Source organism: Streptomyces sp. ID05-26A (assembly GCF_033794685.1).
GTDB lineage: Bacteria > Actinomycetota > Actinomycetes > Mycobacteriales > Pseudonocardiaceae > Lentzea.
In genome coordinates, this window is record NZ_JARAYZ010000002.1 from 418,175 (window position 1) to 443,015 (window position 24,841).

Annotated in this window: 26 protein-coding genes; 10 read left to right on the forward strand and 16 right to left on the reverse strand. The window is 71.1% G+C overall.

What is annotated here, in order from left to right; translation table 11 throughout:
• Position 1 precedes the first annotated feature (1 nt).
• From PV646_RS17625 to PV646_RS17640, 4 genes are all read right to left on the reverse strand, one after another.
• Complete coding sequence (locus tag PV646_RS17625) at positions 2-313, reverse strand: hypothetical protein (protein ID WP_500343121.1); 312 nt, start codon at positions 311-313, stop codon at positions 2-4.
• Positions 310-825 carry a YbaB/EbfC family nucleoid-associated protein gene (locus tag PV646_RS17630; RefSeq protein ID WP_500343123.1) on the reverse strand — a complete coding sequence of 172 codons (516 nt, stop codon included), beginning with the start codon at positions 823-825 and terminating at the stop codon, positions 310-312. The genes PV646_RS17625 and PV646_RS17630 overlap by 4 nt, the downstream gene beginning before the upstream one ends.
• Before the next feature lie 151 nt (positions 826-976).
• The gene (locus PV646_RS17635) at positions 977-1,639 is read right to left on the reverse strand and encodes a response regulator (protein WP_500345026.1); all 663 of its coding nucleotides are present in this window, start codon (positions 1,637-1,639) and stop codon (positions 977-979) included.
• The gene (locus PV646_RS17640) at positions 1,636-2,844 is read right to left on the reverse strand and encodes a sensor histidine kinase (RefSeq protein ID WP_500343127.1); all 1,209 of its coding nucleotides are present in this window, start codon (positions 2,842-2,844) and stop codon (positions 1,636-1,638) included. Before PV646_RS17640 ends, PV646_RS17635 begins: the two co-directional genes overlap by 4 nt.
• A gap of 168 nt (positions 2,845-3,012) precedes the next feature.
• Here PV646_RS17640 and PV646_RS17645 point away from each other — a divergent pair, with 168 nt between their 5' ends.
• Positions 3,013-3,717, forward strand: a complete 705-nt coding sequence (locus PV646_RS17645; protein WP_500343128.1) for a DUF4386 domain-containing protein — start codon at positions 3,013-3,015, stop codon at positions 3,715-3,717.
• Here the strand turns inward: PV646_RS17645 and PV646_RS17650 are convergent.
• Entirely contained in the window at positions 3,671-4,138 is a 468-nt protein-coding gene (locus tag PV646_RS17650; protein WP_500343130.1) for a MarR family winged helix-turn-helix transcriptional regulator, read from the reverse strand. The genes PV646_RS17645 and PV646_RS17650 overlap by 47 nt on opposite strands.
• Before the next feature lie 62 nt (positions 4,139-4,200).
• Between PV646_RS17650 and PV646_RS17655 the strand changes: the two genes are divergently transcribed.
• Entirely contained in the window at positions 4,201-5,274 is a 1,074-nt protein-coding gene (locus PV646_RS17655; RefSeq protein ID WP_500343133.1) for an amidohydrolase family protein, read from the forward strand.
• 37 nt (positions 5,275-5,311) lie between these two features.
• Here PV646_RS17655 and PV646_RS17660 read toward each other — a convergent pair whose 3' ends face one another.
• Positions 5,312-6,139 (reverse strand): MerR family DNA-binding transcriptional regulator, encoded by an 828-nt coding sequence (locus PV646_RS17660; RefSeq protein ID WP_500343135.1) that lies wholly within the window; start codon positions 6,137-6,139, stop codon positions 5,312-5,314.
• A gap of 109 nt (positions 6,140-6,248) precedes the next feature.
• Between PV646_RS17660 and PV646_RS17665 the strand changes: the two genes are divergently transcribed.
• Positions 6,249-6,689 carry a hypothetical protein gene (locus PV646_RS17665; protein ID WP_500343137.1) on the forward strand — a complete coding sequence of 147 codons (441 nt, stop codon included), beginning with the start codon at positions 6,249-6,251 and terminating at the stop codon, positions 6,687-6,689.
• Positions 6,690-6,783: 94 nt separating this feature from the next.
• On the opposite strand, the gene PV646_RS17670 is transcribed toward PV646_RS17665, so the two are convergent.
• Complete coding sequence (locus tag PV646_RS17670) at positions 6,784-7,239, reverse strand: DUF6326 family protein (RefSeq protein ID WP_500343139.1); 456 nt, start codon at positions 7,237-7,239, stop codon at positions 6,784-6,786.
• A gap of 158 nt (positions 7,240-7,397) precedes the next feature.
• Here PV646_RS17670 and PV646_RS17675 point away from each other — a divergent pair, with 158 nt between their 5' ends.
• The 7 genes from PV646_RS17675 (at position 7,398) to PV646_RS17705 (ending at position 14,167) form a co-directional block, all read left to right on the forward strand.
• Positions 7,398-8,549 carry a sensor histidine kinase gene (locus tag PV646_RS17675; RefSeq protein WP_500343142.1) on the forward strand — a complete coding sequence of 384 codons (1,152 nt, stop codon included), beginning with the start codon at positions 7,398-7,400 and terminating at the stop codon, positions 8,547-8,549.
• Entirely contained in the window at positions 8,546-9,202 is a 657-nt protein-coding gene (locus PV646_RS17680) for a response regulator transcription factor (RefSeq protein WP_500343144.1), read from the forward strand. Before PV646_RS17675 ends, PV646_RS17680 begins: the two co-directional genes overlap by 4 nt.
• A gap of 85 nt (positions 9,203-9,287) precedes the next feature.
• The gene (locus tag PV646_RS17685) at positions 9,288-9,704 is read left to right on the forward strand and encodes a DUF6892 domain-containing protein (protein ID WP_500343146.1); all 417 of its coding nucleotides are present in this window, start codon (positions 9,288-9,290) and stop codon (positions 9,702-9,704) included.
• A 22-nt stretch (positions 9,705-9,726) separates the two neighbouring features.
• Positions 9,727-10,485: a DinB family protein gene (locus tag PV646_RS17690; RefSeq protein WP_500343148.1), complete on the forward strand. Its 759-nt coding sequence runs from the start codon at positions 9,727-9,729 to the stop codon at positions 10,483-10,485.
• 90 nt (positions 10,486-10,575) lie between these two features.
• Positions 10,576-11,034 carry a Cif family virulence factor gene (locus tag PV646_RS17695; RefSeq protein ID WP_500343152.1) on the forward strand — a complete coding sequence of 153 codons (459 nt, stop codon included), beginning with the start codon at positions 10,576-10,578 and terminating at the stop codon, positions 11,032-11,034.
• A gap of 116 nt (positions 11,035-11,150) precedes the next feature.
• Positions 11,151-12,818: a maltose alpha-D-glucosyltransferase gene (treS, locus tag PV646_RS17700; RefSeq protein ID WP_500343154.1), complete on the forward strand. Its 1,668-nt coding sequence runs from the start codon at positions 11,151-11,153 to the stop codon at positions 12,816-12,818.
• Complete coding sequence (locus tag PV646_RS17705) at positions 12,815-14,167, forward strand: maltokinase N-terminal cap-like domain-containing protein (RefSeq protein ID WP_500343156.1); 1,353 nt, start codon at positions 12,815-12,817, stop codon at positions 14,165-14,167. Before treS ends, PV646_RS17705 begins: the two co-directional genes overlap by 4 nt.
• A gap of 46 nt (positions 14,168-14,213) precedes the next feature.
• Here the strand turns inward: PV646_RS17705 and PV646_RS17710 are convergent, their stop codons facing one another.
• From PV646_RS17710 to PV646_RS17750, 9 genes are read right to left on the reverse strand one after another with little or no spacing between them, the layout of a single operon-like run.
• Positions 14,214-14,945 (reverse strand): phosphotransferase, encoded by a 732-nt coding sequence (locus tag PV646_RS17710; protein ID WP_500343158.1) that lies wholly within the window; start codon positions 14,943-14,945, stop codon positions 14,214-14,216.
• 4 nt (positions 14,946-14,949) lie between these two features.
• Positions 14,950-16,236 (reverse strand): vWA domain-containing protein, encoded by a 1,287-nt coding sequence (locus PV646_RS17715; protein WP_500343160.1) that lies wholly within the window; start codon positions 16,234-16,236, stop codon positions 14,950-14,952.
• A gap of 19 nt (positions 16,237-16,255) precedes the next feature.
• Positions 16,256-18,460 carry a serine/threonine-protein kinase gene (locus tag PV646_RS17720; RefSeq protein ID WP_500343162.1) on the reverse strand — a complete coding sequence of 735 codons (2,205 nt, stop codon included), beginning with the start codon at positions 18,458-18,460 and terminating at the stop codon, positions 16,256-16,258.
• Entirely contained in the window at positions 18,457-19,719 is a 1,263-nt protein-coding gene (locus tag PV646_RS17725; protein ID WP_500343164.1) for a caspase family protein, read from the reverse strand. The genes PV646_RS17720 and PV646_RS17725 overlap by 4 nt, the downstream gene beginning before the upstream one ends.
• Positions 19,716-20,084 carry an effector-associated constant component EACC1 gene (locus tag PV646_RS17730; protein ID WP_500343166.1) on the reverse strand — a complete coding sequence of 123 codons (369 nt, stop codon included), beginning with the start codon at positions 20,082-20,084 and terminating at the stop codon, positions 19,716-19,718. Before PV646_RS17730 ends, PV646_RS17725 begins: the two co-directional genes overlap by 4 nt.
• Positions 20,085-20,086: 2 nt before the next feature.
• Complete coding sequence (locus PV646_RS17735) at positions 20,087-21,085, reverse strand: glutamate ABC transporter substrate-binding protein (protein WP_500343169.1); 999 nt, start codon at positions 21,083-21,085, stop codon at positions 20,087-20,089.
• A complete protein-coding gene (locus tag PV646_RS17740; protein ID WP_500343171.1) occupies positions 21,082-22,383 on the reverse strand; it encodes a GlnX family signal transduction membrane protein in 1,302 nt (433 codons plus the stop codon). Before PV646_RS17740 ends, PV646_RS17735 begins: the two co-directional genes overlap by 4 nt.
• A 10-nt stretch (positions 22,384-22,393) precedes the next feature.
• Entirely contained in the window at positions 22,394-23,368 is a 975-nt protein-coding gene (locus PV646_RS17745; RefSeq protein WP_500343174.1) for a glutamate ABC transporter substrate-binding protein, read from the reverse strand.
• The gene (locus tag PV646_RS17750; RefSeq protein ID WP_500343176.1) at positions 23,365-24,675 is read right to left on the reverse strand and encodes a GlnX family signal transduction membrane protein; all 1,311 of its coding nucleotides are present in this window, start codon (positions 24,673-24,675) and stop codon (positions 23,365-23,367) included. The genes PV646_RS17745 and PV646_RS17750 overlap by 4 nt, the downstream gene beginning before the upstream one ends.
• Positions 24,676-24,841: the final 166 nt, after the last annotated feature.

Here is a 24,841-nt window from a genome sequence, read left to right on the forward strand (position 1 = left end):
CCTACAGCGCGCCGAGGCCACCGCTGCTGTTCTTGTCGGTGTCCTGATGCGTGTTGGCGGTCTCGTTCAGCGCGGTCTTGATCGCCTGGATCGCCTCGCTCAGCTGGCCGAACGCCTTCAGCGTGCCTTCCGCCGCGGGCACGTAGTCCTTCGAGAACTGCTGCCCGGACTCGTCGCCACCCCAGCACGCGCCCTGCGCGGACAGCGCGCTGGAGAGCGTCCCGCCCGCGTCGGCGAGCATCTCGGCGGCCACTCCGAACGCGCCGGCGCCCGCCCGGACCTCGTCGACCTGGATCCTGAAGGAGCCGGTCATCGCGGACCCTTCAGCACGCTGCCGAAGCCTTCTTCGTCATCGGGATCGTCAACGCGCGGTGGCCTGCCCCGCTGCGGCGGTGCCTCGGCGACAGGCGGGCCCGGAGGCGGAGGCGGCCGCAACAGGTCGGCGAACGAAGGCGCGCCCTCGACCAGTTCGGACAGGTCGGTCTGGCCCTGCAGCGGCGCGAGCACGCCCTCGACCTGCTCGCGCGCCGACCGGGCCGCGGTCTGCGCGGTCTCGATCACCGAACGCGCCAGCTTCTCCGGCGTCGACCGGGTGAACGCGGCGGGAGCGAACCGCAGGTCCGTCAGCACCCCGGCCGGGTTCACCTGGACCTGCACCAGGCCGTCCGGCGAGGTGGCAGCCCCGGTCACGGCAGCCGCACGGGCCTGCGCACCGGCGAACTCACTCGTGCGCCGACGCAGATCAGCCATCAAGTTGTCGACGTTCTCCCGCATGGCGGCGTTGCGCGCTTCAAGCTCAGCCCTACGCGCGGCAGCGTCACTCATGTGTCCCCTCCCCTGATCGACCGAAGGACACACGCACGCATCCCGAAACTACGGACACCAACTTAGCGAGTCGGCCTCGCTCGCCTGAGCGGTTTCGCGATGATGCCCCGAAGTTGACTCCAGACGGCCCCGAGGCTCGCCCGCGGCAGTCCTATCCCGACAGAGGTCCGGCGTCCTGCACGCACCGGGAGACCTGGACGCGGTTGGTGACCTCCAGCTTCGCGAACACGCTCCCGACGTGCGTCTTGACGGTAGCCAGGCCGAGGTGCAGCGCTGCGGCGATCTCGGCGTTGGTCAGTCCTTCGCCGACCGCGACGGCGACCTCGCGTTCACGGTCGGTCAGCCGGGCGAGCAGCGTGCGGGCGGCGCGTCGCCGGGAGTCGTCGCCCTGTCCGGTGACCGCGGCGATCAGGCGGCTGGTGACGCTCGGCGAGAGCATCGGTTCGCCGAGCGCGACACGACGCACCGCGGCGACGATGTCGGCGGGCCTGGTGTCCTTCACCAGGAACCCCGCCGCGCCCTCGCGCAGCGCCGTGACGACCAGCTCGTCGGTGTCGAACGTGGTCAAGACGATGACTCGAGCCGGCGATCCCCGGTCGCGGAGCTGCCGCAGGGCGGCCACGCCGTCCATCTGCGGCATTCGGACGTCCATCAGGACGACGTCCGGGCGTTCGCGTACCACCACGTCGATCGCGTCCCGCCCGTCGGCTGCCTCACCGACGACGTCGATGTCCCCGGCGCCACCGAGGATCATCAGCAGGCCTGCTCGCACCAGCGGGTCGTCGTCGACGACGACCAACCGCACCACGGTCAGCTCTGCCACGGCAGTCTCGCGGTCACGACGAACGACCCGTCGGGCCGTGGCCCGTGGGTGACGGTTCCGCCGGCGAGTTCCGCGCGCTCGGCGAGGCCCAGCAGCCCCACTCCCGGCGACGGCGCCGCGCTCACCCGGTCGCCCAGCGGGTTGCGGACCTCCACTTCGAGCACACCTCCGGGAGTGCCGGTGAGACGCACGGCGACAGGCTCGCCGGGCGCGTGTCTCCTGGCGTTCGTCAGAGCTTCCTGGACGATCCGGAAAGCCGTGCGCGACAGCGTTTCCGGGAACTGTCGCCCGGCCAGCCCGCCGTTGTCCAGCCCGCCGTCGTCCAGCCGGACCGCCGAACCGGCCTCCCGCGCGTCGGCGAGCAGCGCGGGCAACTGCGCGAGTGTCGGCTGTGGAGGTTCGGCCGAGTCGTCCGCGGCGCCCTCCGCCCGCAGGACGCCCAGCACCTCCCGCAGTTCGGCCAGCGCGAGCCGCGCGTTGTCCTGGATGGTGTGCGCCACCGCGGCCGTCTGCCCGCGGTCCAGGTCCTCGCGGTAGGTCAGGGCCCCGGCGTGCAGCGCGACCATGGAGATGCGGTGCGCCAGCACGTCGTGCATCTCCCGGGCGATCCGGTTCCGCTCCGCGTCGCGGGCGACCCGCGCCGTCAGCGCCTGCTCCCGTTCCGCCGTGAGGGCGCGCTCGCTCAGCGAGCCGACCAGTTCGCGGCGGGCGGCGACGTAGTACCCGGCGACCACGGCGGCGGCGAAGAACGCCCCGCTGAGCACCACTCCGCCCATCGAGTCGAAGCCACCGCCCGTGGTGAACAGAAAACGTGGCCGGTAAAGGAACTCGGACGCGATCGCGCCCGCGACGAACACGGTCGCGGCGATCGTGACCGCCACCCGTTGGCGTCGTACGGCCATCGAGGCGACGGCGAACGCGGCCGGGCCCATGCTCGCCACCGACACGGCGCAGACGGCACTCGCCAGGCACGCCGCGAGCAGGGGACACCGCCGCCGCAACGGAAGAAGCGCGAGCACCACCACGCCGAGGACGAAGTCGAGCACCAGCACCGCGCCGACGACGTCCTGCTGCGCCGGCGTCAGCGGCGCGGACAGCACCACCGCGGTCTGGGCGCACCACGCCGCCGCGCCGACGGCTGCCGCGAGCAGGTAGCGCCAGACGCGGGACCACGGGCGGGGCAGCAGTTCCGGCATGGCCGAAGCGTAGAGGCGCGAGGTGCGGCGCAGGTCCGTCGAAAGGCTCGACCGCCTCCACCTCCGGGTGGAGGGGAACGAGCCTCGGTGGGGAGTCGCCAGAGGCTCCGACGGGACAGCGTTGGTGTCGTCATCACCACTACCGGCGTTGCGCCACAAGGAGAAGCCATGACCAAGCCCAAGACGCTCGCGAGGACAGCGGGTCTGCTGTACCTGGCCCTGGTCCTGCTCGGCACCTGGGCGGAACTGGTCGTCCGCAAGAGCGTGCACGTGCCCGGCGATCCCGCCACCACCGCGGCGAACATCGTGGCCCACGAAGCGCTCTTCCGCTGGGGCCTCGCGGCGGACGTGCTGATGGCGGTCGTCTTCGTGCTGCTCGGACTCGTCCTGCAACGCCTGCTGCACCACGTGGACGAGCGCGCGGCGACGGCGCTCCTGGTCTTCGTGTCGGTCGGCGCGGGCTCCATCCTGCTCAACCTCGCGTTCCACGCCGGGGCACTGCGGGTCGCCACCGGCCCCGTGAAGGACGACGGTCTCGCGTTGCTGCTGCTCGACCTGCACGGGTACGGCTACACCCTCGGTGGCGTGTTCTTCGGCCTGTGGCTGTTGCCGATGGGCCACCTCGCCCTGCGCTCCGGCCTCTTCCCGAAGCCGCTGGGCGTGCTGCTCGTTGTCGGCGGTGTCGCGTGGGTCGCCGATCCGCTGATCGCGTTCGCCCTGCCCGGCGCACCCGGTCTCGTCCGTGACGTGGTGTCGGTTCCCACGTCCCTGGCCGAGTTCGGGCTGATGCTCTACCTGCTCGTCCGCGGCGTCCGATCTCCTGCGCTCACCACGGAAGGCCCCGATGCACTGGTGCGTCCTCGTCGAGGCTGACGAGGACGTGGTGCAGGTGCTCGGCGGCCGCGCCGAGCACGGCTTCGTCGACCGCGTCCAGCGCACGGGCGAGCGCTTCGCTGACGGCCGCTCCGGTTTCTCGTGCGGTGGCCGCTCCCCGTTCGGTGAGGCGAACGATGCTGCTCCTGGCGTCGGCGGCGTTGGCCTCGCGGGTGATGTGCCCGTCGGTCTCGAGTCTGCGGAGGATGTTGCTCAGGCCCCCGGTGGTCAGCAGCAGCTGTGACGAGAGTTCCTGGGGGCGCACGTCACCGTTGGCGGCCAGGGCACCCAGCACGTCGAGTTCGCCGCGGGAGAGCCCGTGCTGCTTGAGCACGTCGACGACGTGGCGTTCCAGCAAGGTCTGCAGCCGCACGGCGTGCTGGCCGAGGGACAACGAGGACAGCTCGCGAGGTGTGGGCACGGGCGAAGCCTACTCGATTGCTTTCGTGATAGCTTTCGCAAAAGGTAAATCGGGGAGGGTTCATGACGACGGTGATCGAGAACGTCCGGGTGTTCGGCGGTGCCGCGGCGAGCGGGCCGCGCCGGGTGGTGTTCGGCGAGACCGTGCTCGGTGACGGAACGGCCGACGGGGTCGTCGACGAGGTCGTCGACGGTGCGGGCAAGGTGGTGCTGCCGGGGCTGATCGACGCCCACGTCCACGTCGTGCGCGGCCGGGCCGACCTGGAGGACCTCGCCCGCGCCGGGGTGACGACGGCACTGGACATGGCCGCGTGGCCCGTGGAGTTCGTCGACGGCCTGCGGCGGCAGAAGGGCGCGGCGCAGATCCTGAGCGCCACGATCCCGGCGGCCGGGCCGGGAGGGCACCACGCGAGGATGCCGGGCTTTCCGCCGGAGGGGATCGTCACGAGTCCGAACGAAGCGCGGGCGTTCGTGCGACGGCGCGTCGCCGACGGTGCCGACTACGTCAAGGTCGTCACCGAGGCCGCACCGCCGGAGGGCATGGACCAGGTGACCGTGAACGCACTCGTCGAGGCCGCGCACCAGCACGGTCTGCTCGTCGTCGCGCACGCGGTGACGACCGGAGCGTTCCGCGTCGCCGTGGAGGCCGGCGTGGACGTCAGCACACATGCACCGCTGGACGCCGTGCTCGACGACGACACCATCGCCCGGATGCGGGAGCTCGGGATGGTGTCGGTGCCGACGCTCACGATGATGGAGGGCACGGCGAAGTTGTTCGCGGCGAACGGGTTCCGCTACGAGCACGCGCGGGACACGGTGACCGCGTTCCGCGACGCCGGGATCCGGATGCTGGCCGGCACGGACGCCAACTCCGCGCCAGGCGCGCCGTTCGCCCCGCAGCACGGCGAGTCCCTGCACCACGAGCTCGAACTCCTGGTCGCCGCCGGGCTGACCCCGGCCGAAGCCCTTGCGGCAGCGACGTCGTCGCCCGCGCGGACCTTCGGCCTCGACGACCGCGGTGCGATCGAGGAAGGCAGGCGCGCGGACCTGCTCCTCGTCGACGGTGACCCCTCGGGGGACATCACGGCCACCCGGAACATCACCGGCGTCTGGATCGCGGGGGAGCGCGTCCGTTGACCCTTCCGAAGTCGCGGCGTCGCGCGACCGCCCGGCGTCAGCAGTCCTGCGCGAGGAGTCGCGCCGTGAGCTCGATGCAGCGCAGCCGGGCGGGAGAGAAGTCGTACGGCATCTTCATGAACGCCTCGTAGGCGCTCATGACCCGCTCGGGCTCCTCGTCCACCTCGTCGTCCTGCCGGAGGAGTTCGTCCTCGGCCGCCTCCAGTCCGTCGGCCTCGATGGCCCGCTCCAGCGCTTTGTGGTGGGCGTACCGCAGTGCGGCCAGTTCCTCGACGCGGGGGTCGTCGGGCTCGACCCCGTCGTCGAGGGAGGCCTCGGCCGCGTCCAGCCGGTCTTCCTCGGCCCGCAGGTCGGCGTGGGTGGCCAGCACGATGAACGTGCTGGCCTGAATCGCGGCCGCGAGCGGGCCGAAGATCCGTTCCGTGACCATCAGGGTGTCCAGATCGGAGGGTCGCACGGCACCGGGGGGCAGGTCGCCGAGCCGGTCCGTGACGAGGTCCGACAGCAGCCCCATCGGACTGCCCACGGCCCGCAGCCGCTGGACCGCCGCACGCTGCCGTTTGATGTCGGCCTCCTGGGCGGCCAGGGTCTCCTCGAGGCGGCGCAGGTTCTCGTCGATGTCCTGGGCGTCGTCGAACGCGGCCCGCACGTCGTCGAGCCCGATGCCGGCCTCCGCCATCCTGCGGATCCACAGCAGGCGGATCATGTCGTCGTAGCCGTAACGGCGGCGGCCGTCCGTGCCCCGTCCGGGTTCCTGGAGCAGGCCGATCTGGTGGTAGTGGCGGATGGCGCGCGGGGTCGTCCCGGCGAAGGCGGCGGCGTCACCGATCTTGACCTGGCGGGGCGGCGTGAAGGAGAGGTGCATCGAGGACGGTGCCTTTCGAGCTGCGGTGCCTTTGTGAGGACAGGACAGCACATGCCGCTACGTCAGGTGCAACATCCGGCGACCGGGCCGGGCAGGCTAGTTTGCTCGCGTGAGTCTCCTCGAAGACGTGGCCGAACGCGACGGCTGGCGGTGCTGGGTGTGCGACGAGCCGGTGGACCCCGGCATGTCGGTGAACGACCAGCGCGGCCCCAGCGTGGACAGCCGGACCGCGGACCGGAAGGCGAAGATCGCCGAGCGCCTGGCCCACCGCGGCTGCAACACCCGCAAGGGCGCTGTCAAGGTCGTCATCGCGTGGCCGGACCGCCTGCACGTGGCCGAACCCGCGCCCCTGATCACCGTCGCCGGCCGGCTGGAACGCAAGGGCGGCCGCGAACTCGTGGCTCGCTGCCCGACGCGGCAGGACGCCCAGGAGGCGGCGGAGTGGCTGGAGGACCGCTTCTCCCGCCTGGTGCCGGGTCTGCCGGTGACCGCAGGCGTCGAGGCCGGCGGCGGTCAGTTCCTCGTCGTCCTGTCCACCGGCCGCCGCTGACCGGAATCACCCGCACCGGTGGCCGGGCCGCGCTGTGCGCCGGACCCGTTCTCGTCCGGCGCACTCGGTTCCCCCTCGTCATCGGACCTGCCCGTCACGTCAGACGTGGTTCCGGCGCGCGCTCAGCGGCGGAGAAGTGCGGCCATCTCCAGGCGACGCGGGCGAGGACGGCCAGGAGCACCACCTCGACGAGGCTGCCGGCGAGGTAGTAGACCCACGTCTCGCCGACGCACGACACGATGATGGTGATCAGGTAGAGGAAGCTGACGACGAGGTTGACGGTTCGGTTGACCCGTGGTGTGAGGACGAGGGTCAGAACCACCATCAGGATCGGAGGCAGGACATAGACCAGGGTCGAGCTCAGGAACACCTGGTCGACCGTGAACGGCGTGGACGCCATCCTGCCTTCGAGCGCGGCGTCGAGGACATCGGCGCGGTAGAACCCGAAGATGTCGACGTACGCGAACACGAAGAGCATCGTGACCCACAGGGCACTGAGCACGAGCTTCACATCGACAGGGGTGTCTCGGTAGTTCCTCGGCGTCGTCACGGGATCCGCTCCTCTGGTCGGCGAGGAGGTCCAGTGTCATCGTGCCGGATTCGCGGCACACCAGGGTCTCGGCCAGTGTCGCCCTGGCCTTTCAGCCAGGGCCGGAGCTGTCTTTCCGGGCGATCCGCGGGCTTCTCCGAAGCCCTAGTGTCTTGCTGGTGAGGGGAACGCCCGGTCTGCTGCGGATGGAGCCCGACGCCGAGAGCCCACCGGTCCGCGGGTGGCGCGACTGGCTGCTCGTCGCCGTGGTGACGGCGACGGCGGTGGTGGAGGTCGTCGTTCGCGCCGACATGGTGTGGCGGCCCGTAGGCGTCGTGCTCGGCGTGACGTTGGCGCTCACGATGCTGTGGCGGCGGGTTCGGCCGCTCGCTGCGGTGGTGCTCGGGTTCGGCGGGGTGATGGTGGTCGACCTGGCGGCGGTCTTCGTCGGCGACGCGCCTTTTTCCTTGTATGCCAGCACGTTCCTCGTGGTTCTCGTGTACGCGCTGTTCCGGTGGGGAAGCAGCCGGCAGACGGCGTTCGGGCTGGCCGTGGTGCTGCTGGAGTGGCTTGTCGCCGTGGCGACCGACTTTCCCGGGCTCGTCGACGTCGGGGGTGGCCTGGTCGTGTTGTTGTTCCCCGCCGCACTGGGCGTCCTGGTCCGCTACCGGCGCATCGTCCGCACCCAGCGGTTCGAGCGGGTCCGGTTCCAGGAGCGCGACATGCTGGCCCGGGAGCTGCACGACACCGTCGCCCATCACGTGTCCGCCATCGCCATCCAGGCACAGGCGGGACGGTTCCTGGCGGGTTCGCGCGACCTGGACGGAGCCGCCAAGGCTCTCGAAGTCATCGAGGCGGAGGCCTCGCGCACGCTGGCGGAGATGCGCTCCATGGTCAGTTCCCTCCGCCGGGGCGACGGCGGACCGGAGGTGGTCGCCCGAGGCGTGGCCGACATCGAGGGTCTGGCCACGGCGGAGGGTGACCCCGGTCCGCGGATCGACGTCGAGCAGTCCGGCGATCTGCACGACCTGCGCCCCTCGGTCGAGGCGGCGCTGTACCGGGTCGCCCAGGAGTCGGTCACCAACGCGAGACGCCACGCACGGCACGCGACCCAGGTGCACGTCCTCGTGGACGGCGGCACCGACACCGTGCGCCTGAGCGTCAGCGACGACGGTGAGCGCGGCCTGTCCAACTCCCGCGTGCCGGGTTACGGACTCGTGGGCATGGCCGAGCGCGTGACACTGCTCGGCGGAACCCTCGAAGCGGGGCCGAACCCCGGCCACGGCTGGACGGTCCACGCGGTGATCCCGAGGCGAGAGGTGCCCGCATGACCATCCGCGTCATCATCGCCGACGACCAGGACATCGTCCGGGCGGGACTGACCACGATCCTCGACGGCCAGCCCGGCATCGACGTGATCGGTCAGGCCGCCGACGGCCACGAGGCCGTGGCACTCGCCCGCCGGCTGCGCCCCGACGTGTGCCTGTTCGACATCCGGATGCCGCGCCTCGACGGCGTCGAGGCGACCCGCCTGCTGGCGGGACCCGACGTCGAGGATCCGCTGGCCGTGGTCGTCATCACCACCTTCGACACCGACGACCACGTCAGCGGCGCACTGAAGGCGGGCGCCAGGGGCTTCCTGCTCAAGGACGCCGGACCCGCCCTGCTGGTCCAGGCAGTCCACGCCGCGGCCGAGGGTGACGCGCTGATCGTCCCCAGCGTCACCGCCCGCCTGCTCGCCCGCTTCGCCGACGCCGCGTCCTCCTCGAAGCGGGCCGGGCCACCCGTCGTGCTGACCGACCGGGAGGAAGAGGTCGCACTGACCGTGGCGCGGGGCCGCACCAACGCCGAGATCGCCGACGAACTCCACATCAGCCTCAGCACGGTCAAGTTCCACCTCGCGAGCCTCATGAACAAGATCGGGGCCCGCAACCGCGTCCAGATCGCCATCTGGGCGTACGAGACCAGGCGGGCGCGGCCGTGAACACCGGTCAGGAGATCCGGACGGAGACTGAACTCGGTGCCACGTCGGTGGATCCGGCCGTCGTCGCTGCCTATACGGTGCGGGGATGAGCCAGCCGATTCCGTTCGCCGACGCCAACTTCAAGCTCGCCGTCGTCCAGGAGTTGATGTACAACCAGGCCCTGTTGCCGAGGTTCGACCTGCGCGAGTACGCCGCCGAGCAGGGCTTCACCTACGACGACGGCAGCTTCGCGGCGGTGCCCGAGGCTCTGGCCTACTTCGAGGCGCTCGAGGTCCCCGCCGCGCTCGCGGAGAGGATCACCGAGATCGAGATGGACGGCGGCAACGAGATCTACCTCGAGATCGCGCCGAACTGGGATGGTGAGGACGGGCTGTTCGACGTCGCCGAGTTCGCCGACGTGCGGCACTTTCCCAACCTGAAGTCGATGACGTTGCTCTACACGGGCGACGAGGAGGCTCTGGAGTTCCTTCGTGCGCGCGGGATCGAGGCCGACTGGCTCTGAACCGCCCGGGTAGCCTCCTTCCATGTCCGAGCACAGCACGCCGTCCTTCGGCCCGTCCGACGACTTGAGGGGCGCGCGGTTCGAACGCGCGGCGCTGACCGGCGCGCGGTTCGTCGCGTCGGGACTGTCCGGTGTGGTCCTGCGCGGCGTCGACGTGCAGAACATGGACATCGACTCGCCGTGGCTCTTCGAGGGCGACGGCGTCCTCCTCGTGAACGGTGTCGACGTGGTTCCGCTCGTCGACGCGGAACTGAACCGCCGCTTCCCCGGCCGCGCCGATCGCCGAGCCACCACGCCGGACGGTCTCCGTGCCGCATGGGCCGCGGTGGAACGGGAATGGGCCGCGGCCGTCGACCACGTCGCCACGCTCCCCGAGGGCACGACCGACGCGTCGGTCGACGGCGAGTGGTCGTTCGCGCAGACGTTGCGACACCTGGTGATGGCGACCGACACCTGGCTCAACCGGGCGATCCTGCGGCAGGAGGAGCCCTACCACCCGGCGGGCCTCGCGAACGAGGGGGCCGCGGAGGACGGGCTGGACCTGTCGATCTTCACGACGGATCCGGTGCCGTACCCGGAGGTGCTGGCGGTGCGGGCCGGCCGGGTCGCCATGGTGCGCGACTACCTCGCGACCGTCACCGAGGCGGACCTGGCCGGGGAACGGGCGAACCCGTGGGCGCCCGAGCACCGGGAGACCGTGCTCGCGTGCCTGCACACGATCCTGCAGGAGGAGTGGGACCACCTCCGCTACGCCACCCGCGACCTGGCCGGCACGCCGTGACGCGCCGCCGGGGCTGAGCGTCGTCACCCAGCCCTGCCAGGGTGTGGCACACCCTCCCGCGGACGTTCCCGCCGGCCTAGCGTCACGATCATGAACGACCGACAGGTGATCGAGGATCTGCACACGCGGTGGGTGTTCGGCTGGGACCGCCGCGAGGGTGACGCGCCGTTCGACTTCGCGCGCGCCTTCGGCGAGTTCTACGACTTCAGCTCGCCGGACGTCCGGCTCTACGACGACTTCGACCCCGGACACCGGGTGTCGACGACCGCCACCGGCTACGGCGCGATCTGGGAGCCCGCCTTCCGCGACATGGTGTCCGCACGGCACGCCGTCGACGACGGTCCGCACGTTCTCACCGCGGACGGCCTCGCGGCGTCGACTCTGCGATTCCTGGCCAGGATCGTCGCGCCCGGCGGAGTCACGGACATCCGGACCACGACCTCGCTGGTCTGGCACCGCACGGCGGCCGGGTGGCGCATCGTGCGGGAGCACAACTCGACCGAGGTCCTGCGGCCAGGGGAGCTCGACGGCCGGTTCGCCTGCGCCTGAGGCCCGCGATTCGACGGAAAACGGCACCTCACCTGATCCGGTGAACGATTTGATCTTGGTGCCCGCAGTGCCTCACTCTGCCGCAATCCGTCGAGATTGTGTGAGCGAGAGGTGCCATGGAGCACGAGGCGAACTGGTTCAAAGGTGCTGTCTTCTACGAGGTTCTGGTCCGCGCCTTCTGCGACTCCAACGGTGACGGCACCGGTGATCTGCGCGGCCTGACGTCCAAACTGGACTACCTGCAGTGGCTCGGCGTCGACTGCCTGTGGCTGCCGCCGTTCTACGCCTCGCCGTTGCGCGACGGTGGGTACGACATCAGCGACTTCCGCGCGGTGCTGCCGGAGTTCGGCACGGTCGAGGACTTCCAGCACCTGCTGGAGGAGGCGCATCGGCGCGGGATCCGCGTGATCACCGACCTGGTGCTCAACCACACGAGTGATGCGCACTCGTGGTTCCAGCAGTCCCGTCAGGACCCGACGGGCCCGTACGGCGACTACTACGTGTGGAGTGACGACGATTCGGCGTACTCCGACGCGCGGATCATCTTCGTGGACACGGAGTCGTCGAACTGGACCTACGACCCGGTGCGCGGGCAGTTCTACTGGCACCGCTTCTTCAGCCACCAGCCGGACCTCAACTTCGACAACCCCGCCGTCCAGGACGCGATGCTGGACGTGCTGAGGTTCTGGCTCGACGTGGGCATCGACGGGTTCCGGCTCGACGCCGTGCCGTACCTGTTCGAGCGCGAGGGCACCAACTGCGAGAACCTGCCGGAGACGCACGACTTCCTCCGCAAGTGCCGCAAGGTCGTCGACGACGAGTACCCCGGACGGGTGCTTCTCGCGGAGGCGAACCAGTGGCCGTCCGACGTCGTGGAGTACTTCGGTGACGCGGAGGTGGGGGGCGACGAGTGCCACATGGCGTTCCACTTCCCGCTGATGCCGCGGATCTTCATGGCGGTGCGGCGGGAGTCGCGGTTCCCGATCTCGGAGATCCTCGCGCAGACGCCGTCGATCCCCGAGAACGCGCAGTGGGGCATCTTCCTGCGCAACCACGACGAGCTCACGCTCGAGATGGTCACGGACGAAGAGCGCGACTACATGTACGCGGAGTACGCCAAGGACCCGCGGATGAAGGCGAACATCGGCATCCGCCGACGGCTCGCCCCGCTGCTGGAGAACGACCGCAACCAGCACGAGCTGTTCACCGCGATGTTGCTCTCGCTGCCGGGCTCGCCGGTTCTGTACTACGGCGACGAGATCGGCATGGGCGACAACATCTGGTTGCAGGACCGCGACGCGGTGCGCACGCCGATGCAGTGGACGCCGGACCGCAACGCGGGCTTCTCGAGCTGCGACCCCGGCCGGATCTACCTCCCGGTGATCATGGACCCGGTGTACGGCTACCAGGGCCTCAACGTCGAGGCACAGGTCCGCAGCCAGTCGTCGTTGCTGAACTGGACGCGGCACATGATCGAGGTGCGCAAGCAGCACCGCGCGTTCGGCCACGGCGACTTCACCGAGCTCGGCGGCTCGAACCCGACCGTGCTCGCGTACCTGCGCACGCTCGGCGCCGACGTGGTGCTGTGCGTGAACAACCTGTCCCGGTTCCCGCAGCCCGTCGAGCTCGACCTGGCCGAGCACGCCGGCACCGTGCCGGTCGAACTCACCGGCGGCGTGCGGTTCCCCGCCGTCGGCGACCTGCCGTACCAGCTGATGCTGCCCGGTCACGGCTTCTACTGGTTCCAGCTGAACTCCGACGTGGAAGGCGGCGACGAGAAGTGACGACGAGCGAGGCCGTGGCGGTCCTGCCCGAGGAGCTCGACCGCTGGCTCGAGAGCCAGCCGTGGTTCCGGGCCCGCGGACCGGTGACCTGCGAACGGGCGACCGTCCTGCACCACGGCGATCCCGCGCTGGTCCACCTGGTGCTGGCGTGCGAGGGGCACCGGTATCAGCTGCTGGTGGGCGTGCGGGACGCACTGCCGGAACGGCTGGAGCACGCCCGGATCGGCGTCGCGGGCGAACGCGTGGTGTACGAGGCGGTGTACGACCCGGAGCTCACCGCCGTGCTGCTGGGCCACTTCGAGGACCTGGCGGAGGTGGCGGGCCTGCGGTTCCGCGGCGCGGTGCCCCCGAGGTACGCGGCCGCGCCGGTCGGACGCCCGTTCCCCGGCCCGCAGCGCAACTGCTCGATCGTCTACGGCCAGCGGCACGTGCTGAAGTTCTTCCGCGAGCTGACCCCGGGCGACAACCCGGAACTCGTGCTGCACGACGCACTGCACTCCGTCGGTGACCCGCACATCGCGGCGCCCCAGGGCTCCCTGGAGTCCGAACTGGACGGAGTTCGCACGACGTTCGCGGTGCTGCACGAGTTCGTGCCGCTGGGCGCGCTGGGCTGGCCGATGGCGACCGCCAGCGTGCGGGACTTCCTCGCGAACCCGAGCGACGACCCGCAGAGCGCGGGCGGTGACTTCGCCGCCGAGGCGCACCGGCTGGGCCGTGCCGTGGCACGCGTGCACGCGGACCTGCGCGAGACGCTGGGCGAGCAGATCGCCGGTCCGGGCGACGAGGTCGAGTTCGTGTCGGCCCTGCACACCCGCCTGGACGCCGCGCTGGCCGAGGTGCCGGCGCTGGCGGAGTTCGAGGCGGGCATCCGGGCGAGGTTCGACGAGGTCCTCGCGACCGGCGAGCCGATCCGCCTGCAACGGGTGCACGGCGACCTGCACCTGGGCCAGGTGCTCCGCTCACCGCACACGTGGGTGCTCGTCGACTTCGAGGGCGAACCGCACGGCACCGCCGCCGAACGCTCCCGCCCGCGCCCGGCGGAGCACGACGTGGCGACCGCCCTGAGGTCGCTGCACTACGCGGCGGCCCAGTTGCTGGTGGGCGCCGACGACGCCGCGATGCGTCCCAAGGCCGCCCGGTGGCTGGAGCACAACCGCGACGCCTTCCGGGCCGGCTACGAGGAGGTGTCGCCCGGCCGCACGCCCGGTGGCGCGCTGCTGACCGCGGTCGAGCTGGACCGGGCGGTGCTGGAGGTGCGGCACGAGCACCGGTTCCGTCCGGAGTGGATGGTCATCCCGCTGTCCGCGATCGCGGAGGTGGTGACGGGCGAACCGGCCTGGCCGGTGTAGCAGGCTGGGCGCGGGCCGGCAGGAGCCTGTCGGCCCGCGCCGGACCTCAGATCGCCCGGACCTCGGCGAGCCGCTTCTTCGAGTAGTCGTCGTCCCAGCAGACAGCGGCCTCCCACGCGGCTGAGGCCTGCGCGGCGACGTCGAACGCGGCGTCGTCGAGACCGGCGGCGTTGCCGGGCAGGACGAGGTCGAGGTCGGGGACGTCGACGTGCGCCTCGTCCCAGTCGATCAGCCCGACGTGGTTCGCGGTCACGCGCACGTTGCCGGGGTTGGGATCGCCGTGCACGACGCAGGTCCGGCGTCCGCTGAGCCGTGCCCACGCCGCCCGGCACCGCGCGACGCCGTCGGCGGGCATCGCCCCCAGGTCGATCTTCGTCCCGGCCGTGGCCCGCAGCAGGTCGGTCGACGACCGCCAGCCGGGCCGCTGCGGCCATCCCCGCGTGAGCCGGTGCAGTTCGCGCAGTGTCCGGGCCACCCGGCGCCAGTCGGCCCGCGTCTCGGGCGGTCCGCCGTCGAGGTGGGTCATCACCACGAGGCCGTCGCAGAAGAGCCTGCCGTCCGAGGTGGGGATCGGTACCGGCACGGTCAGGCCCTCGCGGTCGAGGTACCGGAGAAGTCCGGTCTCCCAGGCGAGATCGGCGTCGCTCCTGCCGCCGAGACGGCCGACGGCGAGGCGCCCGCCGACGCGCAGGCTCCACACGTCGTTGGCCACTCCGCCGGAGAGCGGCTCGACGCGCACCACGTCGTGACCCCACTGCCCGAGCGACTCCCACGTCATCGCGTCACGAACCTTCGTCCTCCCGCTGCCACCGCTCTGTCCTGCGCGACTCCAGCAGCGCCATCTCGGCGTCCACGTCCTCCATCCTCCCGCGCAGCCGGATCCGCGCGGTCTTCGCGTCGATGATCTCCGCGACCCCCTTGATCGCGTCCAGCACCGGCTCGCGGTTCGACTCGTCGGCGATCTGGGCGGCTCGGCCGAGCTTGACCGTCGCCTCGTCCGTGCGGCCGTCGCGCAGCGCGCCGATGCCCTCCTGCATCACCTGGTCCAACTCGACCTGGCCGGTGTAGTGCGCGACCATCGGGGCGATCTTGGTGGACTGCACCGGGTCGTCGGTCCACATCGCTTCCACCTCACCGCGACCGATCTCCCGCCCTCCGGCGACGACGTGCACGCGGGCGGCCAGCACCTCGTCGTCGAGGACGTTGCCCGCGGGGAGTTCGACGGACAGGTGGAAGTCCCTCGTCTCCGCGCCCCACGATCCGGCCGGGTAGTCACCGACCAGGGCGGAGACCTCGGTGCGGCGGTCCGTCAGGTCGAGGGTGTTCGGGTACACCTGTTTGAGGAAGCGGACCCGGCTGCCCCGCGGGGTCCACACGCGCAGCGCCACGTTGCCGACCGCCGTGCTCATGAAGTCCTCGGCCATCGCGCGGAACACGTCGGGGAGCGCCCGTTCGTCCGGCAGGCCGGTCGCGTCGCCGTGCAACGCGTCCGCGACGGCGCGCAGCGGTTCGGCCGCCCACTGCTTGCCGACGCCGAGGCTGTGGCAGACGAACCGGTCGCGGCACCGGTGCAGTGCCGCGGCGAACTCCTCCTCGGTCTGGCCGACGTTGTGCCCGTCGGTGAGCAGGATGCCGTGCTTGATCTCCGCCGGCTGCGCGGCCAGCAGGGTGTTCGCGAGGTCAAGCCAGGTGCCGATCGCGGTGCCGCCGTTGGGGTCCAGCCGCCCGACCGCCTTCGCGGCCTCCTTCCTGGTCTGTGGTGACGCGATCACCATGGCGCTGTTCACGGGGTAGACCATCCGCGCGGAGTGGGTGCCCGCGACGACCGCGAACGCCACGCCGTCGTTGAGCATCTTGATCGCGGTCGCGGTCGCCCGGCGCGCCTGCACCATCTTGTCGCCGCTCATCGAGCTGGAGCAGTCGATCATGATCACCTGGGCGGCGCTGGGCGCGGGACCCCGGCGTTCGCCCGCCGTGCTGACGGAGATCACCGCGTCGATGGAGCGCTGCCCCTCGGGGAGGTACTTGTTGTGGTCGACCCTGAGCGTGAAGTCCGGCGACTCGCTCACCCGTGCACCTCGTCTCTCGTCAGAACAGCGTCCTGGGACGGACCCTGTTCGCCTCGCGGACCAGTTCGATCCGGCGGCTCGCGCCGTCGGTGACGCTCGCCAGGTCGCGATACGCCTGCTCCAGACCGAAGCGCAGCTCCCGTTCCTCCAGCGGACGGCCGAGCACCTGGCCCGCGTGGCCGGTCTCGCCGTTGCCGGTCACCCAGTCCAGTGCGGCCTCGAGCACCCGCACCGACAGGTCCGCCTGCTGCTCGATGCCCATCCGCAGGCGTTCCAGCCGGGCGGACGCGTCCAGCAGCTGCGACTTGGCGGCGTCGGGGGACAGGCGGGCGTGGATCGCGGCCACCTGGGCGGGCACGTGCTGGCTGGACGACTCCGGCACGCCGTCGAGCGCCTCCACCGCCGCGGCCAGGTCGCCCTGCCTGCGCAGCACCCGTGCCAGCCCGAACGCGGCGCTGACGTAGCGGGTGTCGGTGCGCCACACCAACCGGTACAGCTCACCCGCGCGCGCGTCGTCACCGGAGGCCTCGGCCGCCGCCGCGAGCGCCAGTTTCGGGGTGAGCTCGCCCGGCACCGCGTCGAAGACGGCGTCGAACTCCGCCACCGCGTCGCGGGGCTGCCCCGCCGCCATCGCGCGGATCCCGCGGTACCAGGCGAGTCTCCAGTCGCCCGGTGTCGCGTCCGCGAGTTCGGCGAGGACCGCGTCCGCCTGCTCCAGGAGGCCGTGGGCGATCCGCACGGCGACGAGCTGCAGCTTGACCTCGTCGCTCTCCACCGGAATCGCCTCCAGCGCGGTGATCAGGTCGTCCGGGGTGGACGCGGTGATCGACGCCAGGTGCGCGGCGGCGGGATCCCTGGGGTCGACCAGCGGTGAGGGAAACGCGTCCGGCGTCCGCGTCCAGTCGATCTCGTCGTCCTCTGTGGACTCGGTGCCGAAGGTCCTGCGCTCGATCGAGAACCGCGTCGACACCGGGTTCCGCGCGGTGCCGTCCTGCGCGGCGAGGACCTCGTGCAGCACGCCCTCCAGCTGCCCGTACATCTCCTCGGCCGAGGAGAACCGCTTGGCCGGATCGATGTGCGTGGCGCGTCGCAGCAGGCGGTAGTACGCCTCGTGGGCGGTGAACAGCGGCGTCACGGTGCGAGCGGGAAGGGCGTACCAGTTCTCCTCCCTGGTGAACCCGTGGAACTCGATGCTCAGCACCGCGAGAGTGCGCCCGACGGTGTAGAGGTCGGACTGGACCGACGGACCCTTCTCCCGCAGTTCCGGCGCGGCGAACCCCGGGGTGGCGAGCAGCGTGTCGCCCGGATCGTCCGCCAGCACCGCCGCCCCGAGGTCGATGAGCTTGACCTCGCCGCCGGCGTAGAGGGCGTTGTCCGGCTTGAAGTCGCAGTACAGCAGGCCGAGCGAGTGCAGGTGGCCGAGCGCCTGCACCACGTCCATGGCGTAGGCGAGCACGTGCGTCAACGGCAGCGGCGCGCGCTGCCCGCGGTGGTCGCGGTGTTCGAGGAACAGCTCCTGCAACGACGGGCCGTCGACGTACTCCATCACGATGTAGCCGTCGAGCCTGCCACTGCGGGCGTCGCGGTGCGTCACGAAGTCGTTGATCTTGACGACGTTCGGGTGTTTGACCTTCAGCAGGTGCCGGCGTTCGTTGATGGCCTGGTCGAGAGCGGAGGGGTCGTCGGTGTCGATCAGTCCTTTGAGGACGACCCAGTGGACGGTGTCGGCGTCGCTCAGGTGCGTGTCCCTGGCGAGGTAGACCCAGCCCTGGCCGCCGTAGGCGAGGCAGCGGACGATCTCGTAGCGGCCCGCGACCTGTTCGCCCTTCGTGAGACCGGGGGTGAAGGAGAAGTGCGCGCCGTCCTTCGGGCACTCGCCCTCGGTGGGACCCGGTTCACCGTCGGCGCCGCGGCCGACGGGTTCGTTGCACTGACGGCAGTGCCGCCTGGTCTCGGGCACCACGACGACGGCGGAGGTCTCGGTGGCCGGGTCGCGCGGGGGCAACGACGGCAGCAGGACCCCGGAACGCCGCCACGGCACGGAGATCGGGCGAGAGGGGGTGGACCGGCCCGGTGCCGTGGCCGGTGCCGGGGTGGGCACCACCGGACTCGGAGCGGGCGGGCGAGGAGGCGGGCTCGCGCTCTTCGCCTTGTGCCCGCAGTCGTCGCAGAAACCCCACGCGTCGATCGTTCCCTTGCAGCCCGGCCGGGCGCATGCGTTCACCGCTCGTTCTCCGTTCGCTTGCGCTCTCTGCGTCGCACGACCGCCTGGACCGAGGCCTCGACCGCGTGGACCGCGGCCTGGAGGTCGCACGGCTTGACCCACAACAGGTTCCAGGCCACGTCGTACCTCCTGCGGAGATCGATCTCCTCGGCGAAGCCCTCCTTGGCCGCGACCAGCCGGTACAGGTCGAGCCGCTGACGCAACTCGTGCCGGGTCGCCATCGGCTCCTCGGCGCGCACGCGCTGCCGTTCCGCCGCGGCACACGCGTCGGTCACGTCCGCGTCGAGCGCGCCGAGCACGATCTCCTCGGGTCTGCGGCCGGCCATCGCCATGGCCTGCAGGGCTTTCAGGCGTTGCCGCAGTCCCGGCCCGGTGGGGACGAACGACGGCAGGCCGGAGTCCTTGATCCGGTCGATGGTCAGGTCGCAGGCCGCCGTCGTGCGCGCTTCGACCTCGTCGAGCTCCGCCAGACGGGCCTCGACGTCCTGCAGCGCACGGTGGATCCTGTGCGCGGCGTTCGGGGCGAGCGCGAGCCACGCGGCGTTGTTGCTGTGGTTGCAGCTGGGCTCCGGGTGCCCCTGGCCTCGCAGACTCGTCAGCACCTCGCGGAACAACGCGTCCAGCGTCAGCAGCATCGTCGGCTCCGCCGGGACGCCCTCACCCAGCACGCGCAGCAGTTCGCCGGTGAACAGCGTGTTCCGCATGCCCGCCGGGGCGAGCGCCTTGCCGTACGCGGCGGCGAGCACGTACGTCCCGTTGATCCGCACGTGCTCGATCACGCTCGACGAGGCGGACATGGTGTCCGGCAGTTCCCTGGCCGCGTAGCAGCAGTCGAGGATCAGCACCCGTGTCCGCGCCTGGCTGCGGTGCAGGTAGTGGCGCAGGTCCTCGCACCGCAACGCCGACGTGCGCAACGAGTCCGGCATGGTGTCCCGCATCGTCAGGCACAGCTCGTTCTTCTTGTCCCACGTCATCTCGCCGTGCCCGGCGTAGTAGACGAGCAGGACGTCCTCGGCCTCGGCCGCGGCGCGGGTGATCTGACTGCCCACGCCGATCTGGTCGGGAGGGTTGTGCAGCACCACGCAGTTCTCCGGCGGGAGTCCCGCGCCGTGCGGCGAGGTCAGCATCTTCGCGAGGTCGTTCAGGTTGTTCTCGACGCCGGGCAGTGCGGGGAACGCGGAATCGGTGTACGAGCTCGTCCCGATCAGCACCGCACGGGACGCGGCGGGGTCCGGCAGGACCGGCTGGTGTTCGCTCACGTCGTGCCGCCTTCGTGCTCCTCCAGCACCTCCCGCAGCATCGCCTCCACCGTGGCCTGGTTCCCCTTGGCCTGCTTGACGTCCACCTCGGTGCTGCGGCCGTCCGGCCCGGTCACCTTGATCTTGATGTGGGACCGGCGGCTGACGAGCCAGGTGGCGAGCGACCCGGCGAGCGCGGTGACGGCGCCACCGTTGCCGACCGAGACGCTGAGCACGTCGGTGAGCCAGCCCATCTCCTGCGGGCTCCGCTCGGGCTGGCCGAGGGAGACACCGCGCAGGTCGGGCAGGTCGAGCAGCCACCCGTGCAGCGACTCCAGTTCGGCGAACGCGTCGGGACTGTCGTGGATCTCGATCGCGGCACTCATGCCTACTCCTCGTCGATGTAGTGCGCCGGGGGTGGTTCGGGGACCGGACCGGGTTCGTCCGGGTCCCGCAACCACTTCTCGTACAACCGCTTCCACGTGCCGTCGGCACGCATCCTTTCGAGCACACCGTTGACGAACCGGACGAGTTCCTCGTCGCTCTCGCGCATGGCCAGCCCGTGGTGCTCCTCGGAGAACCGCTCTCCGACGATGTCCGTGGCGGGGTCCAGGTCCTTCAGTCCGAGCAGCACGCTGTCCGTGGTGGAGCTCGCCTCCACCTGGCCGCGCTGCATCAGCACCAGGCAGTCGGGGAACTCCCGCACGCCGACCGGTACCACCCCGAGCGAGGGCTCCTTGAGCTTGCCCATCGACGTGGTGCCGTTCGGCGCGCAGACCCGCTTGCCCTTCAGGTCACCGATGGACTTCACGCCCGAGGCCTTCGGCACCAGCACCCGCTGCCCGGAGATGAAGTAGTCCGAGCTGAACATGACCTTCTTGGTGAACCGCCGCTCGCAGGTGATCGTGATCGAGTCCGCGAGCAGGTCGACGTCCTCGGCCGCCAGCTTGGGGAAGTTGTTCGAGAAGTTGACCTCCACGAGGGTCACGGCGTTCTCGTCGCCGAACAGCTCCTTCGCGATCGTCTTCACGACGTCGACGTCGAACCCCTCCAGCGCGCCGGTCCGGGGGTTGAGCGAACTGGACCTGTTGAGGTTCTGGTCGACCCCCGCGACCAGCCGGCCGCGCCGCACGATCTCCGCGAGGGTGCTGCCCGGCGGCGCCTGCGCGGGGGAGCGGCCGAGCGGTTTGAGACTGCTGCGCTCCGGTACGAAATCGGGGCCGGTGCCCGGCGGGCACTGCGTCGGTGCCAGCGCGCCTCTGGTGTCGTCCATGCCGGGTGGCCGCAACGGTTCCAGCGTCGTGCGCGCCGGTACCGTCACCGCCTGGCCGCAGGAGGTGAGAAGGCACAGAGCCGCCGCCACGGCGACGAGTTTCCTGGTTCTCATCGGTACTCCCGGATCCGGGGCGCCATGCCGAGTCCCGCGGCCGCCGCGGCGACCAGCATCGACACCACGAGTGCGAAGTCCGCGCCGCGCAACGAGTTCACCGCGCCGGCCGCGCCGTTCTGGAAGGTCTCCTCGGACCTCCGGAGTGCCTCGGCCAGCTTGTCGTCCAGCTGGGCCGCGAGTTCGGTGGTGCCGCTCCAGTCCGCGGTCGCGGGGGTGGCCCGGTTCTGCTCGTGCAGCTCCTGCCAGTCGCGCCAGTGTGCGATCGCGGCTTCCACGGTCCGTTTCTCCTCCGACTGCTCGTCGAAGCGGCCGGCCGCCATGACGAGCGATCCGAGCTGGTCGTTGCCCGCGTTGAGCTTGTCGCGGGCGTTGCGGAACTCCTGTTCGTACGGGTCGGCGTTGCTGCGTTCGACGCGTGCCAGCGCCTCGGTGCTGCGCGCGGTGAGCGCGTTGATGCGGGCTTCGGCGAGCGCCTCCGTCCGGGACTTCCCGCGCAGGCTCGTGTCGACCTCGTCCGCCGCGGCGAACGAGGTGGTGACGAGCCAGCCGATCGCCAGGAGCACCGCGGCGGTCGCCACCAGCAGGCCGCGGTTCAGCGTGCGCCGCGTGGTCTCCCGCAGGTACAGCTGGACCGCCACGAGCGCGGCCAGTGCCAGCAGGCAGAAGGTGAGCGCGAGCCAGGCGATCGAACTCGCGTCGCGCTGGGCGTGGGTGAGCTTCTCCAACTCCGCGCGGTACAGCTTGAGCGTGTCGGGCAGCAGGACCTCGCGCACGAGTGCCGAGGCCTGCCGCAGATAGGCCGCGCCGAGCGCGAAACCGCGCTTGTTCTCGGTGTGCGCCGTGTCGACCAGCCCGGAGTAGTTCGTGAGCTGGGCGGTCAGCCGGGCAACCGTCTCCGTCGTCGCGGTGGGCGCGTTGACCGCCGCGGTGCTCAGCGCCACCGCCGCCTTCTGCACCTTGTCGAGGTACCCGGCGCGTTCGGCCGGTCCGGCCTTGTCGCCCACCAGGAACACGCTGTTCGCGGCCGCGTCCGCCTCGGACAGCGACTGGTACGCGTCCAACGCCGCGCGTGCCAGGGGAATGCTGCGCTGGGTCACCTCGGTCAGGGCGGCACGGCGCTGTGCGATGTCGACCGCGCCCACCAGCCCGGCGAGCAGGCACAGCGCCACCAGCACCGCCGCCATCGCGCTCAGCCGGCCGGGTGGCGTTCCCGTCGCCCAGCGCACCCGGTCCCGCAGGAGATGGATGCGGGGCTTCCCGCCGCGCGGCACACCGTTGTGCACCAGGGAATTCACTGTGTCGTCCTCATTCCGGCCGGTACTGGAGCGCCGGCGGTTCGGCCGGTCCCAACTGGTCCGCGAGCCACGTCCGCTGCAACTGCCGCCAGGTGCCGTCGGCGACCACCCTCTCCAGCACGGCGTTGACGAACCGCACCAGGTCCAGCCGGTGCGGCGCGATCGCGATGCCGGTCGGGTCGGACCGCAGCGCGGGTCCGACGATGCGGGTGGCCGGGTCCTGTGCGGCGAGCCCGGCCAGGATGATGTCGCCGGTCGACACGGCGTCGACCTGACCCTGTTGCAGGAGCAGCAGGCAGTCGGCGGTGTTCGCGGCGGCGACCGGGATCGGCTTGGCCGGGTGTTCCGCGAGGGGACGCAGGTTCGTGCTCGTCCTCGACGCGCACACCTTCCGGCCGCCGAGCCGGGCGATGTCGTCGATGCCCGAGTCGTGGTGGACGAGCAGCCGTTGCTGGGAGGAGTAGTACTCGGCGGAGAACGCGATCTCCTGCCACCGCTCGCAGGTCATGGTCATGCTGGAGAGCACGAGGTCGACGCGGTCGGTGCGGAGCGCCGCGATCCGGTCCGCCGCGTCGATCACCCGGTACTGGACGTGGTCCGCGGCCTTCGCGCGGTCACCGCCGAAGAGGGCGTGCGCGATCTCCTCCGCGAGCGCCGCCTCGAACCCCCGCACCTGCCCGGTGCCGGGGTCGCGGAAGCTCAGCAGGTAGCCGTTGCCCACACCGACGACGATCTTGCCCTTCTCCCTGATCCTGAGCATGGCCGAGCCCGCGGGCAGTCGGTCCGGCGCGGGCAGCGGACCCTGCGGCCGGTAGCTCTGCTCGGCGCGGCAGTCCGTCCTCCGCTCGACCGGGATCTCCGGTGGCACCTGCATCTGGGTCGGTACCGGCGCGGGAACCGACAGCGGGAGTGTCGGCGTGACCGCCACCTCCGGGGTCGCGCACGCCGTGAGGAGCAGCACGGTGGCCAGCAGCAGTCGCCTCATCGGTACTCCCGCAGCCTTGGCAGGTAGCCGAATCCGACTCCCAGCGCAGCGAGGGCCATCAGCACCGCGACGCCGATCTCACCGAAGGCCAGCGCGTTCCGCGCGTGCGCCGACTCCGTCTCGAACCGCTCCTTCGCGATCTCGATCGCCTTGCCCAGTTCCTCGTCGACCGTCCTGGACGGTCCCGTCGTGCCGCCTTGTTCGTCGGCGCTCGTCGCGAGCTTCACGGCCAGGCCGAACTCGCCGTTGTCGTCCTTCTCGCGCAACGCCTTGTGACCGTCGAGCCAGCGCGACCACTGCTCGCCGGCCCGCCGCACCGCGTCACGCGTCCCGGACGCGGTGGCCGCCCGCTCCGCGTCGGCGAGCAACCTGGTGCTCAGCCTCGCCGCGGCGGCGTCGAAGTCGGCCTCGTGCACCGTCCCGTTTCCCCGTGCGACGAGGATCAGCGACTCCGCGCACCGTGCTTTCAGCGCCTCGGCCCTGACGTCGGAGAACACCGCGACCTGTGCCGTGCCCTCGGTCCTGCCCGCGTGGGCGTGCGCCGCCGCCACGACGGACGCGGTGACCAGCCACGCCACCGCTGCGACCGCGCACAACGTGGCCGCGAGCAGACCGGCGTTGAAGATCCGGCGGGTGGTGCGCGCGAGGTGGACCTGCGCGGCGAGAAGCGCCAGCACCACGAGCACCGCCGCGCCGATCACGACCGGATCCACCGAGGAGGCCTCCTGCTGCGCCCGCAGGAGCCGGGTGTTCTCCTGTCTCAGCAGCCTTTCCGCGGCGGGCAGCATCACCGTCTGCGCGACGGTGGAGGCCTCCCGGAGGTAGGCGACCCCCTGCGGCAACCCCTGGCGGTTGAGCGTCCGGGCCGTCTCGATCAGCCCGGTGTACACCGGCAGGTGGGTGTTCAACGCGGTCAGGTCGGCTTCCGTGCCCTCGGCGAGGGCGGCGGTGCCCAGTGCGGCGGACGCCTCGGCGATGTTGGTCCGGTACCGGTCGCGCAACTCGGCCGGTTCGACGTCGCCGACCAGATACGCACCCGCCACCGTGGCGTCGGCTTCCGACAGCGACTGGTAGACGTCCATCGCCGCACCGGTCAGCGGCCCGCCGCGGTCGATCACCTCGTTCAGCGCGGCTCGCCGGTGCTGCACGTCGAACGCTCCGGCGACGCCCGCGCCCAGGCACAACACCACCAGCGCGACGAGGAGGACGACGAGTTGTCCCGGCGGGCTGGAATATGCCTGGCGACGCGGAATTCCGGCGAGGAAGCGGGTCCTGGTCGTCTGCCTGTCGTGTGTCGGCAAACCCACCCACGCCCCCTCGTGAAAGATCGTTCAACGCAGAACATCGATCAGCGGCGAAGGATAGTTACGCGTCAAACGAACTTCGGGGGGAATCGAACGAGTTCACCCACTTGCCGCGACCCGTGGACGGCCAGGGGTGCCCGGGCCTGTCCCGATCTCGGGCGGCCCGGAT

Bases quoted from the DNA above. Each gene is read 5' to 3' on its own strand.
- PV646_RS17655 (WP_500343133.1), top strand. From the start codon at position 4,201: ATGACGACGGTGATCGAGAACGTCCGGGTGTTCGGCGGTGCCGCGGCG.
- PV646_RS17710 (WP_500343158.1), bottom strand. From the start codon at position 14,945: ATGACGTGGGAGTCGCTCGGGCAGTGGGGTCACGACGTGGTGCGCGTC.
- PV646_RS17695 (WP_500343152.1), top strand. From the start codon at position 10,576: ATGAACGACCGACAGGTGATCGAGGATCTGCACACGCGGTGGGTGTTC.
- PV646_RS17625 (WP_500343121.1), bottom strand. From the start codon at position 313: ATGACCGGCTCCTTCAGGATCCAGGTCGACGAGGTCCGGGCGGGCGCC.
- PV646_RS17640 (WP_500343127.1), bottom strand. From the start codon at position 2,844: ATGCCGGAACTGCTGCCCCGCCCGTGGTCCCGCGTCTGGCGCTACCTG.
- PV646_RS17730 (WP_500343166.1), bottom strand. From the start codon at position 20,084: ATGAGTGCCGCGATCGAGATCCACGACAGTCCCGACGCGTTCGCCGAA.
- PV646_RS17745 (WP_500343174.1), bottom strand. From the start codon at position 23,368: ATGAGGCGACTGCTGCTGGCCACCGTGCTGCTCCTCACGGCGTGCGCG.
- PV646_RS17660 (WP_500343135.1), bottom strand. From the start codon at position 6,139: ATGCACCTCTCCTTCACGCCGCCCCGCCAGGTCAAGATCGGTGACGCC.
- PV646_RS17735 (WP_500343169.1), bottom strand. From the start codon at position 21,085: ATGAGAACCAGGAAACTCGTCGCCGTGGCGGCGGCTCTGTGCCTTCTC.
- PV646_RS17685 (WP_500343146.1), top strand. From the start codon at position 9,288: ATGAGCCAGCCGATTCCGTTCGCCGACGCCAACTTCAAGCTCGCCGTC.
- PV646_RS17645 (WP_500343128.1), top strand. From the start codon at position 3,013: ATGACCAAGCCCAAGACGCTCGCGAGGACAGCGGGTCTGCTGTACCTG.
- PV646_RS17680 (WP_500343144.1), top strand. From the start codon at position 8,546: ATGACCATCCGCGTCATCATCGCCGACGACCAGGACATCGTCCGGGCG.
- PV646_RS17690 (WP_500343148.1), top strand. From the start codon at position 9,727: ATGTCCGAGCACAGCACGCCGTCCTTCGGCCCGTCCGACGACTTGAGG.
- treS (WP_500343154.1), top strand. From the start codon at position 11,151: ATGGAGCACGAGGCGAACTGGTTCAAAGGTGCTGTCTTCTACGAGGTT.
- PV646_RS17630 (WP_500343123.1), bottom strand. From the start codon at position 825: ATGAGTGACGCTGCCGCGCGTAGGGCTGAGCTTGAAGCGCGCAACGCC.